Origin of the sequence: Streptomyces candidus (assembly GCF_014207445.1) — a bacterium.
Classification (GTDB): Bacteria; Actinomycetota; Actinomycetes; order Streptomycetales; family Streptomycetaceae; genus Streptomyces; species Streptomyces candidus.
Window position 1 is genome coordinate 68,707 of record NZ_JACHEM010000010.1, and the last position, 16,464, is coordinate 85,170.

Annotated in this window: 16 protein-coding genes; 9 read left to right on the top strand and 7 right to left on the bottom strand. The window is 71.2% G+C overall.

The genetic code is table 11. The features are described 5' to 3' along the window. Window positions 1-6: 6 nt before the first annotated feature. Both aroA and HNQ79_RS19555 read right to left on the bottom strand, forming a co-directional pair. The gene (gene aroA, locus HNQ79_RS19550) at window positions 7-1,326 is read right to left on the bottom strand and encodes a 3-phosphoshikimate 1-carboxyvinyltransferase (RefSeq protein WP_185032822.1); all 1,320 of its coding nucleotides are present in this window, start codon (window positions 1,324-1,326) and stop codon (window positions 7-9) included. Between the two features lie 152 nt (window positions 1,327-1,478). Then, window positions 1,479-2,207: a M50 family metallopeptidase gene (locus HNQ79_RS19555; RefSeq protein WP_185032824.1), complete on the bottom strand. Its 729-nt coding sequence runs from the start codon at window positions 2,205-2,207 to the stop codon at window positions 1,479-1,481. A gap of 49 nt (window positions 2,208-2,256) precedes the next feature. On the opposite strand from HNQ79_RS19555, the gene HNQ79_RS19560 reads away from it, so the two are divergent. From HNQ79_RS19560 to def, 8 genes are all read left to right on the top strand, one after another. Further along, window positions 2,257-3,078, top strand: a complete 822-nt coding sequence (locus HNQ79_RS19560) for an SOS response-associated peptidase (protein ID WP_185032826.1) — start codon at window positions 2,257-2,259, stop codon at window positions 3,076-3,078. Window positions 3,079-3,326: 248 nt separating this feature from the next. Further along, window positions 3,327-3,974 carry an alpha/beta hydrolase family protein gene (locus HNQ79_RS19565; protein WP_185032828.1) on the top strand — a complete coding sequence of 216 codons (648 nt, stop codon included), beginning with the start codon at window positions 3,327-3,329 and terminating at the stop codon, window positions 3,972-3,974. Between the two features lie 267 nt (window positions 3,975-4,241). Beyond that, window positions 4,242-4,910 (top strand): sigma-70 family RNA polymerase sigma factor, encoded by a 669-nt coding sequence (locus tag HNQ79_RS19570; protein ID WP_190012350.1) that lies wholly within the window; start codon window positions 4,242-4,244, stop codon window positions 4,908-4,910. Then, the gene (gene rsrA / locus HNQ79_RS19575; protein WP_185032830.1) at window positions 4,907-5,293 is read left to right on the top strand and encodes a mycothiol system anti-sigma-R factor; all 387 of its coding nucleotides are present in this window, start codon (window positions 4,907-4,909) and stop codon (window positions 5,291-5,293) included. Before HNQ79_RS19570 ends, rsrA begins: the two co-directional genes overlap by 4 nt. Before the next feature lie 318 nt (window positions 5,294-5,611). Next, window positions 5,612-7,093, top strand: coding sequence for an HD-GYP domain-containing protein (locus tag HNQ79_RS19580; protein ID WP_229923709.1), 1,482 nt, complete (start codon window positions 5,612-5,614; stop codon window positions 7,091-7,093). A 336-nt stretch (window positions 7,094-7,429) separates the two neighbouring features. Continuing rightward, complete coding sequence (locus tag HNQ79_RS19585) at window positions 7,430-8,716, top strand: HD-GYP domain-containing protein (RefSeq protein ID WP_229923710.1); 1,287 nt, start codon at window positions 7,430-7,432, stop codon at window positions 8,714-8,716. Window positions 8,717-8,821: 105 nt separating this feature from the next. Beyond that, complete coding sequence (locus tag HNQ79_RS19590) at window positions 8,822-9,805, top strand: tetratricopeptide repeat protein (RefSeq protein WP_185032836.1); 984 nt, start codon at window positions 8,822-8,824, stop codon at window positions 9,803-9,805. Window positions 9,806-9,866: 61 nt separating this feature from the next. Continuing rightward, the gene (gene def, locus HNQ79_RS19595; protein WP_185032838.1) at window positions 9,867-10,499 is read left to right on the top strand and encodes a peptide deformylase; all 633 of its coding nucleotides are present in this window, start codon (window positions 9,867-9,869) and stop codon (window positions 10,497-10,499) included. A 24-nt stretch (window positions 10,500-10,523) separates the two neighbouring features. Here def and HNQ79_RS19600 read toward each other — a convergent pair whose 3' ends face one another. Further along, complete coding sequence (locus HNQ79_RS19600; RefSeq protein ID WP_185032841.1) at window positions 10,524-11,492, bottom strand: helix-turn-helix domain-containing protein; 969 nt, start codon at window positions 11,490-11,492, stop codon at window positions 10,524-10,526. A gap of 81 nt (window positions 11,493-11,573) precedes the next feature. Here HNQ79_RS19600 and HNQ79_RS19605 point away from each other — a divergent pair, with 81 nt between their 5' ends. Next, a complete protein-coding gene (locus HNQ79_RS19605) occupies window positions 11,574-11,753 on the top strand; it encodes a hypothetical protein (protein ID WP_185032843.1) in 180 nt (59 codons plus the stop codon). Between the two features lie 59 nt (window positions 11,754-11,812). On the opposite strand, the gene HNQ79_RS19610 is transcribed toward HNQ79_RS19605, so the two are convergent. From HNQ79_RS19610 to HNQ79_RS19625, 4 genes are all read right to left on the bottom strand, one after another. Continuing rightward, window positions 11,813-12,013, bottom strand: coding sequence for a DUF397 domain-containing protein (locus HNQ79_RS19610; RefSeq protein WP_185032845.1), 201 nt, complete (start codon window positions 12,011-12,013; stop codon window positions 11,813-11,815). After that, a complete protein-coding gene (locus HNQ79_RS19615; protein ID WP_185032848.1) occupies window positions 11,985-12,824 on the bottom strand; it encodes a helix-turn-helix domain-containing protein in 840 nt (279 codons plus the stop codon). Before HNQ79_RS19615 ends, HNQ79_RS19610 begins: the two co-directional genes overlap by 29 nt. A gap of 131 nt (window positions 12,825-12,955) precedes the next feature. Further along, complete coding sequence (locus tag HNQ79_RS19620; protein ID WP_185032850.1) at window positions 12,956-13,972, bottom strand: ribonucleotide-diphosphate reductase subunit beta; 1,017 nt, start codon at window positions 13,970-13,972, stop codon at window positions 12,956-12,958. Continuing rightward, a complete protein-coding gene (locus tag HNQ79_RS19625; RefSeq protein WP_185032852.1) occupies window positions 13,972-16,368 on the bottom strand; it encodes a ribonucleoside-diphosphate reductase subunit alpha in 2,397 nt (798 codons plus the stop codon). Before HNQ79_RS19625 ends, HNQ79_RS19620 begins: the two co-directional genes overlap by 1 nt. Between the last annotated feature and the right edge of the window lie 96 nt (window positions 16,369-16,464).

The following is a 16,464-nucleotide window of genomic DNA, read 5'->3' on the forward strand; positions in this document are numbered from 1 at the left end:
CGGCCGTCAGTTGCCCGCGAGCATGTCGGACCACATCTGCGGGAAGTCCGGCAGCGTCTTGGCGGTCGTCCCCACGTTCTCGATCCGCACGTCCCGCACGACCAGGCCCAGGATCGACCCCGCGGTCGCCATGCGGTGGTCGTCGTACGTGTGGAAGGTGCCGCCGTGCAGGGCGCGGGGGCGGATGTGCAGGCCGTCGGCGGTCTCGGTGACGTCACCGCCGAGGCCGTTGATCTCCTGCGTCAGCGCGGCGAGGCGATCCGTCTCGTGCAGACGCAGGTGCGCCACGCCCCGCAGCGTGGACGGGGAGTCGGCCAGGGCGGCCACCGCGGCGATGCCCGGCGTCAGCTCACCGACCTCACTCAGGTCCCAGTCGATGCCGTGGACGGTGCCGGTGCCGGTGAACGTCAGCCCGCCGTCGGTCAGCTCGTACGTGCCGCCCATCGCCGTGAAGATCTCCCGCAGCGCGTCGCCGGGCTGCGTGGTGTGCGTCGGCCAGTTCGGCACTGTGACCCGGCCGCCGGTGATCAGGGCCGCGGCGAGGAACGGCTGCGCGTTGGACAGATCGGGCTCGACCGTGAGGTCGCGGCCGAGGAGTGCGCCGGGGGCCACCCGCCAGACGTTCGCCTCGCCCCCGGACTCGGGAGTGTCGACCTGCGCACCGATCGAGCGCAGCATGTCGACGGTCATCCGGATGTGCGGGAGCGAGGGAAGGGTGGGCCCGGTGTGCCGTACTTCCACGCCCAGGTTGAAGCGCGGTGCGGACAGCAGCAGCGCGCTCACGAACTGGGACGACGACGACGCGTCGATCTCGACCACACCGCCGTCCAGGGCACCGCCGCCGAACACGGTCAGGGGCAGCGCCCCCCGGCCGTCGTCGTCGATGCGGGCGCCGAGGGTGCGCAGCGCGGTGATGACCGCCCCCAGCGGGCGCTCGTACGAACGCGGGTCGCCGTCGAAGCGGATGGGGCCGTTCGCGAGGGCGGCGACCGGCGGCAGGAAACGCATGACCGTGCCCGCGTTGCCGACGTCGACGGTGGCGGGCCCGTGCAGCCCCGACGGAATGATCCGCCACGCCTCGCCGGAGCCGTCGGGACCCACCCCCTCCTCGATACCGACGCCCATCGCGCGCAGCGCCTCAGCCATCAGCAGGGTGTCGCGGGAACGCAGCGGGCGCCGCAGCCAGCCCGGCTCGGCAGCGAGGGCGGCCAGCACGAGCGCACGGTTGGTGACCGACTTGGAGCCGGGCACGGTGACCGTCGCGTCGACGGCCCCGCTCGCGTAGGGGGCGGGCCAGAGGGCAGGGTGCACGGCGCTTTCGGTCATGGCCTTCACTTTAGTGGCTCTCGGCGGGCGCGGATTTTGATCAAATGTGCGGATACCGGGACGCAATCCGAGCGAACACGAGCCGGCGCCCGCTCTGCACCCTGCAACGCACAGCATCACCCGGCTCCGGGCGCCGCCGGGCTCCCGGACCGTCAGAGCCCCAGCAGCCACCGGCCGCCGCCGAGCAGCGCGCACAGCGACACGACGTGGAACATGGCGAGCCACAGCAGCGGCGGTACGTGGGTGAGGCGGGCCAGCTGGTCGGCGTCGGAGTCGGGCGCACCGCCGTGCCGCCGCTTCGACTGGAGTTCGAAGGCGGGGCGCACACCACCCAGGAGCAGGAACCACACGGCCGTGTACGCGAAGCCCGCCTGCACGTCCGGGCCGGCCAGCCAGGACACCAGGACGAACGCCGCACCCGTGACGACGACCGTGAGTACCCCGTACGCGTTGCGGATCATCACCAGCATCGCCAGGAGCAGTGCCGTCGCGACCCACAGGAACAGCGTGATGTGGTCGGCGGCCAGCAGCCACGCCCCGCCGAGCCCCAGCAGCGGTGGCGCGGTGTAGCCCGCGGCGGCGGTCAGGATCATGCCGATGCCGGTCGGCTTGCCACGGCTCACGGTGAGCCCGCTGGTGTCCGAATGCAGCCGGATGCCGGTCAGCGTGCGGCCGGTGAGCAGCGCGATCAGCCCGTGGCCGCCCTCGTGGGCGATGGTGATCGCGTTGCGCGTCAGCCGCCACAGGGGGTGCGGAACGACGGCGATCAGTGCGAGCGCGGCCGTCGCGTACAACAGCCAGTTCTGCGGGTCGGGCTGGGTGCCGGTCAGACGGTCCCAGAGGGATCCGAGGTCGGAGGCGCCGAGATTGTGGGTGTCCATTTTTCGGGCGGCTCCTTGAGGGCTGTACGGGCGTGGCAGTGTGACAAGTATGTGTGGACGGTATGCGGTGAGCCGCGGGGCCGAAGACCTCGCAGGACTCTTCCAGGTGGAGAAGTGGGATCCGGCCGAGAGCTTCGTGCCGGACTGGAACGTGGCGCCGACGAAGACGGTGCCGGTGGTTCTGGAACGTCCGGTGAAAGACGCGGAGGACCCGCGCCCGGTTCGGCAGCTGCGGATGCTCAGGTGGGGGCTGGTGCCCTCGTGGTCGAAGTCGCCCGACGGCGCGGCACGGATGATCAACGCGCGGGCCGAGACGATTCACGAGAAGCCGTCGTTCCGCAAGGCGTTCTCCGCGCGGCGGTGCATCGTGCCGGCGGACGGCTATTACGAGTGGGTGACGGGGGCCGCCGAGCGGGGCCTGGAGGAGGAGGGCAAGAAGAAGCGGGCACGCAAGCAGCCGTACTTCGTGACCCCGGCGGAGGGGTCCGTCATGGCGATGGCCGGGATCTACGAGTTCTGGCGGGACCGGACCCTGCCCGACGAGCACCCGATGGCCTGGTGGACGACGTGCTCGGTGGTGACGACGGAGGCCGAGACCACGCCGCTGTCCGGGGGGCCGGCGGGGGAGGGCGGACCGTCCTCGCTGGCGGAGATCCACCCCCGGATGCCGCTGATGCTGACGCCGGACAAGTGGGCCGCGTGGCTGGACCCGTCGCTCACCGCGGTGGAGGAGGCCCGGGAACTGCTGGTGCCGCCTTCGGCGGGGTCGGTGCGGGCCTATCCGGTGGGGACGGCGGTGAGCAATGTGCGGAACAACGGGCCGGAGCTTTTGGGGGAGCTGGAGGGGGCGGAGGTGGGGACGTTGTTCTGAGGGGGCTGCGAGGGCGTCCGGCGGGGCCCAACTGACGGGGCGGGCGTAGGGCGGGGGCACGTCCGGTGGGGGCGCCCGCCCCCTTGCCCGCCCTCTCCCGAGCACTCGGCTTCGCTCGTGCAGGGAGGTGCCCACGCGCCCCCGGGGGCGCCCCCGCCGCCCAAGGGGGCTGACGTGAGGTCGGGGCTGCGGGCCAGGACGGTGCGGCGTTGTGCGTGGGCTGGGGCGGGGGGCGGCAGGATGGGGGGATGGTGCGAGTGGTGGACGTGGAGACCGGGGCCGGTGGGGCGCGGGTGCACTGGTACGAGGCCCAGGGCGGGCATGCCCCGCGGACCGTGCTGGCGCTGGGGCACGGCGCAGGCGGCGGCGTCGAGGCCCGGGACCTCCAGGCGCTCGCCGCCGCCCTCCCCGCCGACGGCGTGAGTGTCGCCCTGGTCGAGCAGCCCTGGCGGGTGGCAGGCAAGAAGGTCGCCCCCGCGCCGAAGACGCTCGACGTCGGATGGCGTGGTGTGTGGCCGGAACTGGCCGGCGCCGGAGTACCCGTCGTCGCCGGCGGGCGGAGCGCCGGAGCCCGGGTCGCCTGCCGGACCGCGACCGAACTGGGCGCCCTGGCCGTGCTCGCCCTGAGCTTCCCCCTGCACCCTCCGGGCAGGCCCGAGAAGTCCCGCGAGGCGGAGCTGACCGGGGCCGGAGTGCCCACCCTGGTCGTACAGGGCGCCAGGGACCCGTTCGGGCGCCCGGAGGAGTTTCCGCGGGACGGGGGCTTCGAGCTCGTCCAGGTGGAGCACGGCGACCACGGCTTCGCGGTGCCCAAGCGGGCCGACCTCACCCAGGACGAGGCGCTCGCCGTTCTCACGGCCGGCGTACGGGAGTGGACGGCACGCATCGGGAAGTGAGAGGAGCCACCGGGCCCCCTCTGTCGTAAGGGTCGGGAATGTTGTGCGGCGTCACCCTGTTGTCACCTGCGTCGGACGTAGAAACGAGAGGGAGTTCGCCGCATGGGTTCCACCATCTGCCCACGTCGCCCGCAAGCCTCTGACCTGGAGTGGACGGTGCTTTCGGCGGCGAAGACCGTTCCCGCTCAGGCGGCGGGCAAGCAGGGTAGTCGTCTATCCTCCGAGTCGAGTGGGTCCGCATTCGGGCTCGCCACGGCGCTGAAGGAGGTGGGTCCGGTCACTGGGACCGACGCAGGGACCGAAGCCGGCCACGCGGAGGAGACCACCGCCGAGCGCAATGCGCGCTTCGAGCGGGATGCGCTGGGCTTCCTCGACCAGATGTACTCCGCCGCGCTGCGCATGACGCGCAATCCCGCGGACGCGGAGGACCTGGTGCAGGAGACGTATGCGAAGGCGTACGGGTCCTTCCACCAGTTCCGTGAGGGCACCAACCTCAAGGCCTGGCTCTACCGGATCCTCACCAACACGTTCATCAACTCCTACCGGAAGAAGCAGCGCGAACCGCTGCGCAGCGGTTCCGAGGAGATCGAGGACTGGCAGCTGGCCCGCGCCGAGTCGCACATGTCGACCGGACTGCGTTCCGCCGAGTCGCAGGCGCTGGACCACCTGCCCGACTCGGACGTGAAGTCGGCGCTCCAGGCCATCCCGGAGGAGTTCCGGATCGCGGTGTATCTCGCCGATGTCGAGGGGTTTGCCTACAAGGAAATCGCGGACATCATGGGGACACCGATCGGTACGGTCATGTCCCGGCTGCACCGGGGACGCCGCCAGCTGCGCGGCATGCTGGAGGACTACGCCCGGGACCGGGGACTGGTGCCGGCCGGCGCCGCGTCCGCGTCCGGGGAGTCGAACGACGTGAAAGGCTCGGGCTCATGAGCTGCGGAGATCCGCACGAGACGGACTGCTCTGAGGTCCTCGACCATCTCTACGAGTTTCTCGACAAAGAGATGCCGGACGGTGAGTGCACCAAGTTCGAGGAGCACTTCGAGGAGTGCTCGCCGTGCCTGGAGAAGTACGGCCTCGAACAGGCCGTGAAGAAGCTGGTCAAGCGGTGCTGCGGGTCGGACGACGTGCCCACGGACCTGCGGTCGAAGGTGCTGGGACGCATTGATCTGATCCGGGCCGGTCAGGCCGTGCCCGAGCAGGACGTGACCTCCCCCGACCTCCTCGCACCGGAGGTGCCCGCGGACCTGTCGTCCGGAACGGGACCGGCCCCCGACGCCGTGTCGGCCGCCGCCACGGAGCAGGCCAAGCAGTAACACCCGTACGAGCACGTCATCCGTACAGGCCGTACGAGCGGGTCTTCACGCCCCGCCGTGCGAGCGTGTCCGTGCGCACACGCCGTAGGGGCACGTCGTACGAACTCCCCTTGATCCCCGCGCGTCCGCGCGCCTCGTGCACTCGCATGCGAACGGCATGTCCGCGCGTGTGCTCACACAACGTGCGGTCGTAGGCCGCTGGTTCCCGATCGTCGTCACTCGATGGGGGGAACCGGCGGCCTTCGCGCGTTGTGCGGCACCCGAATCGCTAGCGTGGCGCACGATTTGGCGGCGAACCGAAGGGGTGCGGGGGAACAGGTGCGAGCCTTACCGGCGGGAGCACGGGCCTGCGTCCTGTGCGTTGTCCTCGTCGCGGGGCTGTGCGTCCTGACCGGCCTTGATCGCCGCACCCCCTGGGACGCGGTCGTGCTGCTGGCGGTCCTGTACGCGGCCTGCGAGCTGCTGACCCGGTGCCGCCTCCTCGCGCACATGGGTCCGGCCGGAGCCTTCTTCCCCGTACCGCTCGCCGCCGTCTTCCTGCTGCCGCCGTCCGCCGCCGCCCTCGTCGCCGTGCCCGGAGCGCTCCTCGGGCGAGTGGGCCGTCGGCCGGAGGGCGTGCGGCGCCTGTGGCGGGCCGCGGAACTCGCGGTCGCGGTGTGGGCGGGGTCATGGATGTTCACGGTGCTGGACGGGCGGTCCCCGGCCCCGGGCGCGCCCTCCGGGCTCGGACAGGCCTCCGCACTTCCGTACGTGCTGCTGCCCGCCGGAGCCGCGGTGCTCGCGTTCTGCGGCGTACTGGCCCTCCTCGACGGCGCGATCCTGGTCACCGCCGAGCGGATCGGCGTACGGACGGCCTGGCGGGGACTCTTCCTGCGGGCACTCGCCCCGCACTGTGTGCACGGGCTGGCCGGACTGATGACGGCGGTGCTGTGGCGCAGTCCCTACGGGCCGCCGGCCGCCCTTTTCGTACTCCTCCCGATGTACCTGTCCTGCTGGGTCTTCGCCCAGTACCAACGGGAGCACGAGGCCCACCAGACGACGATCAGGGCCCTCGTCCAGGCAGTCGACCTCAAGGACCGCTACACACGCGGTCACAGCGAACGGGTGGGGCGGGCCGCCGCCATGATGGCCGCCGAACTGGGCATGGACGAAGAGCGGCGGGAGGTGCTCCGCATCGCCGGAATCCTGCACGACGTGGGCAAGATCGGCGTACCCACGCGCGTCCTGCGCAAGGACGGGCCGCTGACGCCCGAGGAACGACGGGTCATCGAACTCCACCCCGAGTACGGGCACGAAATGGTGCGCGGGATCGGATTCCTCGGCGAGGCGCGGGCGGCGATCCTGCACCACCACGAGCGGGTCGACGGCCGCGGCTACCCGTACGGGCTGGCCGGTGACCGGATCCCGGAGTTCGCGCGGGTGGTCGCGGTCGCCGACGCCTTCGACGCGATGACGTCGACCAGGTCGTACCGGCGGGCCCGGCCGGTGGCGGCGGCGGTGGCGGAGCTGCAGAAGTGTGCGGGGGCGCAGTTCGACGGGCGGATGGTGGCGGCGCTGGTGGCGGCCCTGGAGAAGGAGGGGTGGAATCCGGTGGTCACGGCGGACGAGTGGGGGGCTGGGATCACCGGTGCGGGGGCGGGTGTGGGCAGTGCGGATGGCGGCGCGGAGACGGAAAGTGCGGGTGCGGGTGCCGAGGTGGGCGGCGGGGATGCGGCGCCGCGGGGTGTGCGGGCGTCGTTGCTGGTGGGACAGCGGGGAAACGTGCCGCCTTGGGTGGGACGGCGGGGGTGGAGGCCGTGAGGGGGGATCGCGTTGCGCGTCAGTGTGCGGGGCACGGGCCGGGACCGGGGCCGCGTCCGGGTGCGGGGCTGCGTCCGTGGGCAGTGGCGGGGCGTACGGCCGGGGATGTACCTCCGGCGGGGGCCGCCCCCTTGCCCGGCCGTTCCGCCCCCGAGGGGCGACCCCGCCGCCCAAGAGAGCTGGCGTGGGGGCCGGCGTGGCAGTGGCCCCGCCGCCCGAGGGGGCTGGTGTGGCAGGCCGCTCGGGTGCGGGTGGGGGCTGATGTGCGGGGGGTGTGCGGTGGCGTGGGGGTGGTCTGAGCGGGCGCGCTTACGGGGGCTCGGGCTTGCGGCGGTCGTGCGGGGTGCCGCTCTTCTGCTCGTCCTCGTCGCCGTCGGCAGTACGCTCCGCCACGGCCCCCAGCAACCCGGCATCGCGCTCGCCTTCGCCGCCCTGATCTGCACGGGCGAACTGACCCACCGGACAGGGAGCGACACCGCGGGCCACGCCCACGCCCCCCTCAGCACCGCAGGCGCGCTCGCGTACGCACTGCTCGGGCACTGCGCCGGCATCCCCACCACTCACGGCGTACTGCAGGTCGTCGCGGTGAGCGCGGGCGCGCTGGCGGTCGGTTCCGCGCCCCAGCTGCTGCACGCCCGCACCCGCACCCCTATCCACCCCCGCAACCGCACCCCCCTCCGCCACCGCCTCCACACCTCCGGCCCCCGGCTCGACCAGCCGGTCCGGCGCGTGCTCACCGTCGCGTTCGCCGCCGCGTGTTTCCAGCCGCTCTACAACTCCGGCGTGGTGGAGAACAGGGTGGGCCAGGGCCCCGGCCTTGCCCTGCTCCTGCTGGTGCTGCTCGCCCTGACCGGGCTCTGCGAGGCCGTCCTCGCCGCCGCCCTCACCAAGGCCCGCACCGGCCACCCGTACGGCCCGCTGCTCCGCGACGAGGTGCGTGCGCTGCGCGGCGTCGGCGCGGCCGTGTGCGCCTCGGGCGTCGTGATCGCGCTGGCGGTCGCCGTGGCCGGGCTGTGGGCGCTGCCGGTGATCTGCGTTCCGCTGCTGCTGACCCAGCTGTCGTTCCGGCGGTACGCCGAGGTCAGAGCCACCTACCGGCAGACCATCGCCTCGCTGGCCCGCAGCACCGAGATCGCCGGCTACACCCTCCCCGGCCATGCCCGTAGGGTGGCCGCCCTCGCCGAGGCCGTCGGCCGTGAACTCGGGCTCTCCGGAGAACAGTTGACGCTCCTGGAGTACGCGGCCCTGATGCACGACATCGGACAGCTCTCGCTCGTCGATCCCGTCCCCGCCGGGGCCACCGCCTCCCTCCCCGTGGCCGACCAGCGCCGCATCGCGCTGCTCGGCGGAGCCGTCGTACGGCAGACCGGGGTCCCGACGGAGGTCGCCGACGTCGTGGAACGGCAGGCCGACCCGTACCGCGAGCAGCCGCTCACCGCCAGAATCGTCCGCACCGTCAATGCGTACGTCGACCTGTCGGGGGAATGCGGAGGAGGGCCGGGCGGTCCACTGGGCGCTCTGGAGCGCCTCAGGTCGGGCACCGGGCACGACTATCAGAGCGAGGTCGTCGAGTCTCTCGCACGCGTCCTCGCCCGCGGAGTCGCCCTGCCCCCGCCGGGGTAACCAGTGGGTAATGAGCGGGCCTCCGACCGGGCATGGTTGGATGCGAAGAGAGCCCCTGACGGCACGGCCGCGCAGGGGAAGTGAGCCAACCGGCAGGCGGGAATCGTGAGGATCTTCGGGAAGGTACGGCATCGGCCCTCCGCCTCGTGGCGGCAGGCCACCGACCGCGCGTTCACGCTGATCGGCGACGGTCGGTACGAGGACGCGGGGGCGCTGCTGACACGTGCGGCGGATCTCGAACCCTGGCTCTCGGAGTCCTGGTTCAATCTGGCGCTGCTGCACAAGTTCCGGCACGACTGGGACCAGGCGCGCGCCGCGGGCCTGCGCGCCGTCGCGCTGCTCGACCGCGAGACGGGCGCCCCCGACTGGTGGAACGTCGGCATCGCCGCCACTGCCCTCCAGGACTGGCCGCTCGCGCGGCGGGCCTGGCAGGCGTACGGGCTGAAGGTGCCCGGCGCACCGACGGAGAACGGGGAACCGCTCGGCATGGAGCTGGGGAGCGCGGCCGTACGGCTGTCCCCCGAGGGCGAGGCGGAGGTGGTGTGGGGCCGCAGGCTGGACCCCGCACGCATCGAGGTGCTCTCCATTCCGCTGCCCTCCTCGGGACGGCGCTGGGGCGAGGTCGTGCTGCACGACGGCGTCCCGCACGGCGAGCGGGTGACGGCCGCGGGCCCGTCCTTCCCGGTCTTCGACGAGATCGAGCTCTGGGCGCCCTCCCCGGTGCCGACCTGGGTGGTGCTGCTCGAAGCGGCCACCGAGGCCGACCGGGACGCCCTGGAGCGGCTGGCGGCCGACGCCGGCTTCGCCGCAGAGGACTGGTCGTCGTCCGTACGCCTGCTGTGCAGGTCCTGCTCGGAGTCTCAGATGCCCTCCGACGAGGGCGACGGCGAACAGCACCTCGACCCGCACGACCACAGCGAGCCCGGACATCCCGGACCGCTCGGCCACCGCACCAACGGCGACCTGTGGGTTCCCGAGCGCGAGTGCGGCCTCGCCGCCCCGCCCGGGCTGGTGCGCGGCCTGCTCGACGGATGGGTCGCGGACAGTCCGGACAGCCGGGAGTGGCGGGATCTCGAAGAGGTGTGCTGAGCCGGGGCACGTACGCTGTACGGGCAAGCGACACGGGTTTTGAGGAAGGCGTACGGCGGACATGGCGCAGCAGCAGCAGGTCGACGAGCAGGTCAGCACGGAGTTCGTGGTCGATACAGAGGACTGCGAGGCGCGTGAGCTGGCGTACCGGGAGCGAGGTACGGCCCGCCCGATCACGGTCGTCGGCAACCCCGTCCTGCACCGCGAGTGCAAGGACGTCACCGAGTTCGACGACGCGCTCGCCTCCCTCATCGACGACATGTTCGCCAGCCAGAAGGCCGCCGAGGGCGTCGGCCTCGCCGCCAACCAGATCGGCGTCGACCTCAAGGTCTTCGTCTACGACTGCCCCGACGACGACGGTGTCCGCCACACCGGCGTCGTGATCAACCCGGTCCTCGACGAGCTGCCCGCCGACCGCCGTGTCCTGGACGACTCCAACGAGGGCTGCCTCTCCGTGCCCACCGCCTACGCCGAGCTGGCCCGCCCCGACTACGCGGTGGTACGCGGCCAGGACGCCCAGGGCAAAGCGATCGCCGTCCAGGGCACCGGCTACTTCGCCCGCTGCCTCCAGCACGAGACGGACCACCTCTACGGCCGTCTCTACATCGACCGCCTCTCCAAGCGGGAGCGCAAGGCCGCCCTCAAGCAGATGGAAGAGGGCACCCCCCGCTACGAGACCGTCCCCAACGACTAGTACTCGCCCCCCCAGTTACGCCGATCACGCCGCGCGCGCCGGGCCTCTGAAGGTCCGGCGGTACGCGTGCGGGGTGGTCCCCAGGGTGCGCAGGAAGTGGTGGCGCAGCCCCGCCGCCGTACCGAACCCGGACCGGCCCGCGACCGCGTCGACCGTCTCGTCCGTCGCCTCCAGCAACTGCTGGGCCAGGAGCACGCGTTGCCGCAGCACCCAGCGGTACGGAGTGGTGCCGGTCTCCTGCTGGAAGCGGCGGGCGAAGGTGCGCGGTGACATATGGGCGCGTGCCGCCAACTGCTCGACGGTCAGCTCCTGTTCGAGGTTGCGCTCCATCCAGGCCAGCACCTCGCCGACGGTGTCGCAGCCCCCCGTCGTCACCGGCCGCTCGATGTACTGGGCCTGCCCGCCGTCCCGGTGCGGCGGCACCACCATGCGCCGCGCGATGGCGTTGGCGACCTCGGGCCCGTCCTCCTGGCGCACCACGTGCAGACAGGCATCGATGCCGGCGGCGGTGCCCGCCGAGGTGATGACGGGGCCCTCGTCGACGTACAGCACGTCGGGTTCCAGCCTGGCCAGCGGAAACCGCCGGGCCAGCTCGTCCACGTGCCGCCAGTGGGTGGTGCACCGCCGTCCGTCCAGCAGCCCCGCCGCACCCAGCACGAAGGCCCCCGAGCAGACACTCAGTACCCGCGCCCCGCGCTCGACGCCCCTGCGCAAGGCTGCCAGCAGCGGCTCCGGGTACGTACGGGACTCGCAGTGCTGATCAGCGGGCACGCAGATCAGGTCCGCCTCCTCCAGCCGATCGAGGCCGTGCGGGACGTTGATGGTGAACGCACCCGAACGGGACGAGAGTTCGCGCTGCTCGATGCCGCAGACCGCGAAGTCGTAGACAGGCAGCCCCTGATCGCTGCGGTCAATGCCGAAGACCTCACAGAGCACGCCGAGTTCGAAGGGGTTCACTCCGTCGACGAGCGCGACGGCCACGTTTTTCAGCATGCCGCCAGTGTGGCAGTAATTCGACGAACGGTGACAGTCCTGCCACTCACAAATCTTCGCCCGCCGACCGACAGTAGAGCCATGAACACATTCGTGAACCTTCTGGCTGTAGCGTTCCTTTTCGCCCTTCTCGCGCTTCCCTCGCTCATCGGGCATGCACGAGACCTCAGGATCGACCGACAGATCCGCCGGGCGCAGGAGGCGCGGGCCGCCGAGGCGACCTTGGCCTCTGCGCAGAACGTTTTCGGCCGTGCGGCGTAGAGCCGAAGAGGCCCGTCCGGGCACGGACGGGCCTCTTCGCGTGTGAGGGGAGGCGGCGTTCAGCCCTTGGGGGCCTCGCGCTTGGGCAGCGGGAGGAAGGCGCTCCAAGCCGCGCTGCTGAAGGTGAGGGTGGGGCCGGTGGGGGTCTTGGTGTCGCGGACGGCGACGATGTCGGGGAAGTTGGACGCGAATTCGAGGCAGTCGCCTTCGCTGCCGCCGCTGTAGCTCGACTTACGCCATGCCGGTGCTTCGGTGCTCATGCTCGTATTCCTCTGCGATCTCCCTGAGCAGCGCCAGGGACTTCTCGTGCGACAGGGCGTCGCCCAGGGCAAGATCGTAGGACGTCTGGCACTGGAGTACCACCGCCTCCTCGTCGATGAGGTTTCCCGAGTGCAAGCCGTCGGTGTATGCGACGGGAGGCATGTCCTCGAACCACATGAGCCTGAGGTTGCTCTCGATCAGTGCGTGGCAGCCCACCCCGTACGGGAGGACATGTACGCGTACGCGGTCCCGCTCGCCCAACGCGACGATGTGCCTCAACTGCTCCGCCATGGCGACCAGCCCACCGTGCGGGCGACGTAGTGCGGCCTCGTCCAGCAGCGCGGTGAGGTGGGGTGACAGAGGGTCTTCCAGGATGTGGGCCCGCTCCAGCCGCGTGGTGACCGCCTCTTCGAGCTTCTGCTTGCTCTTGACGGGGAAGTAGGCGCGGAACACCGCCCGCATGTACGCCTCCGTCTGCAAGAGGCCCGGAATCAGCGTGAGGCCGAACTCCCGGATCATGCTGGCCTGGGACTCCAACTCCCGTGCCGCTTCGAAGTGCTTGGCCACCTTCCGCCGCTTCGCGTCCGGCAGGAAGCGTACGAACACCCCGCCCGTTTGCAGGGCGTCGTCCAGTCGCCGTGCGTCGCTCAGCGAGGGGATGCGCCGCCCCGCCTCAATGTGCGCGATGTGCGTGTGGGTCATGAAGGCCAGCGCGGCAAGCTCCGCCTGGGTCAGCCCCGCCTGCTCGCGGCGGGCCTTCAGTTCGTCGCCGTAGGGGGTGCCGTTCTTGCGGGCCTGCGTTCCGGACATGGCGCGCACCTCAACTCCCATGTGGATCCAGCCGGTTGCGCCACAAGGTACGCCGAAGGGCCCCCGCGCCGTGGGTGGAATGACTGCATTCCACCCCATCCGGTGAGGAGGCCCCCAAGTGTGCGTACGGCCTAGAAGTCGTCGTCGAACCCGACGGTGCCTTCCACCGCCACCTGGTACGCCGACGGGCGGCGCTCGAAGAAGTTCGTCAGTTCCTGGACACCCTGGAGCTCCATGAAGGAGAACGGGTTGGAGGAGCCGTACACCGGGGCGAGCCCCAGACGGGCCAGGCGCTGGTCGGCGACGCACTCCAGGTACTGGCGCATGGACTCGGTGTTCATGCCCGGCAGGCCCTCGCCGCACAGGTCACGGCCGAACTGGAGTTCCGCCTCGACGGCCTCCTTGATCATGTCGGTGACCTGCTGCTGAAGCTCGTCGTCGAAGAGGTCCGGCTCCTCCTTGCGGACGGTGTCCACGACCTCGAACGCGAAGTTCATGTGCATGGTCTCGTCCCGGAAGACCCAGTTCGTCCCCGTCGCCAGCCCGTGCAGCAGGCCCCGCGAGCGGAACCAGTACACGTACGCGAAGGCGCCGTAGAAGAACAGGCCCTCGATGCACGCCGCGAAGCAGATCAGGTTCAGCAGGAAGCGGCGGCGGTCGGCCTTCGACTCCAGGCGGTCGATCTTCTCGACCGAGTCCATCCACTTGAAGCAGAACTGCGCCTTCTCGCGGATCGAGGGGATCTCCTCGACCGCGTCGAAGGCCGCCGCGCGGTCCTCCGGGTTGGGGAGGTAGGTGTCCAGGAGGGTCAGGTAGAACTGGACGTGCACTGCCTCCTCGAAGAGCTGGCGCGAGAGGTAGAGCCGCGCCTCCGGGGAGTTGATGTGCTTGTAGAGGGTGAGCACCAGGTTGTTGGAGACGATCGAGTCACCGGTCGCGAAGAACGCGACGAGGCGGCCGATCATGTGCTGCTCGCCCGGCGTCAGCTTCGCGAGGTCGGCGACATCCGAGTGGAGGTCGACCTCCTCGACGGTCCAGGTGTTCTTGATCGCGTCCCGGTAGCGCTCGTAGAAGTCCGGGTAGCGCATGGGACGGAGGGTGAGTTCGAAGCCCGGGTCGAGAAGGTTCTTTTCGGAATTGCTGGACATTACTGGCAGGCCTCGCAGGACTCGGGGTTTTCGAGGGAGCAGGCGAGCGCTTCGGCGTCCGTCGCCTGCTGTACGGGGATGGGGGTGGAGGTGGGGGCCGGGGCCTCGGCGGCGGCCTGGGAGCCGGCCGCGCGCGCGATGCGGGTGGCGGGGCGCGAGCGCAGGTAGTACGTCGTCTTCAGGCCCTTCTTCCAGGCGTACGCGTACATCGAGCTGAGCTTGCCGATGGTGGGCGTTTCCAGGAAGAGGTTCAGGGACTGGGACTGGTCCAGGTACGGGGTGCGGGCGGCGGCCATGTCGATCAGGCCGCGCTGCGGGATCTCCCAGGCGGTGCGGTACAGGGCGCGGACCTCGGCCGGGATCCAGCTGAAGCCCTGGACGGAGCCGGAGGACTCGCGAAGGGCCTCGCGGCTCTGCGCGTCCCATACGCCGAGCGCCTTGAGGTCGCGCACCAGGTAGGAGTTGACCTGGAGGAACTCGCCGGAGAGCGTCTCGCGCTTGAAGAGGTTGGAGACCTGCGGCTCGATGCACTCGTACACGCCGGCGATCGAGGCGATCGTCGCGGTCGGGGCGATCGCGAGGAGGAGCGAGTTGCGCATGCCGGTCTTGGCGATACGGGCGCGCAGCGCCTCCCAGCGCTCCGGCCAGGTGAACTCGACGCCGTAGTGGTCGGGGTGCAGGACGCCGCGGGCGGTGCGGGTCTTCTCCCAGGCGGGCAGCGGGCCGGAGCGTTCGGCGAGGTCGCAGGACGCCTCGTACGCGGCGAGCATGATGCGCTCGGCGATACGGGTGGACAGCGCGGCGGCCTCGGGGGAGTCGAAGGGGAGCTTCAGCTTGAAGAAGACGTCTTGGAGGCCCATCGCGCCCAGGCCGACAGGACGCCAGCGGGAGTTGGAGTTCCCGGCCTGCTCGGTGGGGTAGAAGTTGATGTCCACGACGCGGTCGAGGAAGGTGACGGCGGTGCGGACGGTCTCGTCCAGGCGGTCCCAGTCGATGTCGCCGCTGTCCAGGACGAAGGCGCCCATGTTGACCGAGCCGAGGTTGCAGACGGCGGTCTCGCCGTCGTTGGTGACTTCGAGGATCTCGGTGCAGAGGTTGGAGGAGTGGACCGTGTGGCCGGGCTCCGCCGTCTGGTTGGCGGTGCGGTTGGAGGCGTCCTTGAAGGTCATCCAGCCGTTGCCGGTCTGCGCGAGGGTACGCATCATGCGGCCGTACAGCTCGCGGGCGGACATCGACTTCTTGGCGAGTCCCGCGGCCTCGGCCCTGCGGTACGCGGCGTCGAACTCCGCGCCCCACAGGTCCACCAGCTCGGGGACGTCGGAGGGGGAGAACAGGGACCACTGGCCGTCCTGGTCCACGCGGCGCATGAACTCGTCCGGGATCCAGTGCGCGAGGTTCAGGTTGTGGGTGCGGCGGGCGTCCTCGCCGGTGTTGTCGCGGAGCTCCAGGAACTCCTCGATGTCCGCGTGCCAGGTCTCCAGGTAGACGGCCGCGGCGCCCTTGCGCCGGCCGCCCTGGTTCACGGCCGCGACCGAGGCGTCCAGGGTCTTCAGGAACGGCACGATGCCGTTGGAGTGCCCGTTGGTGCCGCGGATCAGCGAACCGCGGGCGCGGATGCGGGAGTACGAGAGACCGATGCCGCCGGCGTGCTTGGAGAGGCGTGCGACCTGGTGGTAGCGGTCGTAGATCGAGTCCAGCTCGTCCAGCGGGGAATCGAGGAGGTAGCAGGAGGACATCTGCGGGTGGCGGGTGCCGGAGTTGAAGAGCGTCGGCGAGGACGGCAGGTAGTCCAGGCGGCTCATCAGGCGGTAGAGGGAAGCGACTTCGGCGACCGCGCGGTCGCTGTCGTCCGCGGCGAGGCCGGCGGCCACGCGCAGCATGAAGTGCTGCGGGGTCTCGATGACCTGGCGGGTGATCGGGTGGCGCAGCAGGTAGCGGCTGTAGACCGTACGCAGGCCGAAGTACTCGAAGCGGTCGTCGGCCGCCGGGTCGATCAGCGCGTCCAGGGCCGCCGAGTGCTTGGCGGCGAAGCCGGCCGTGCGGTCCGCGATGAGCCCTTCGCGGTGGCCGACGGCGACGGACTCGGAGAAGGTGCGTACGCCCTGGGTGGCGGCCTCGTCCCGGATCGTGCGGGTGAGGAGGCGGGCTGCGAGGCGCGAGTACGCGGGGTCCTCGGAGATGAGCCCCGCCGCGCCCTCGGTGGCGAGCTCCCGCAGCTCGGCGGCGTCCGAGCGCGCGTTGCGGCCCCGCAGGGCGGCGGCGGCGACCCGGCCGGGGTCGGTGTCGGGAAGGTCGGCGGTCAGGTCGGTGAGGGTGCGCAGGAGCGCGGTCCCGGGGGCGTCCTGAACGGCGTCCTGTACCTCGGTGCTGGCCGGGTCGACTGGCGCGATGGTCACGTGGGGGCTCTCCCTCGCTCGGCGCGGGGCCTGCGGCAGGGGGGAGCGGGGGCGCGCGGGCACACGGCACCCCGGAAGGAGGGCACGCGCCGCCTG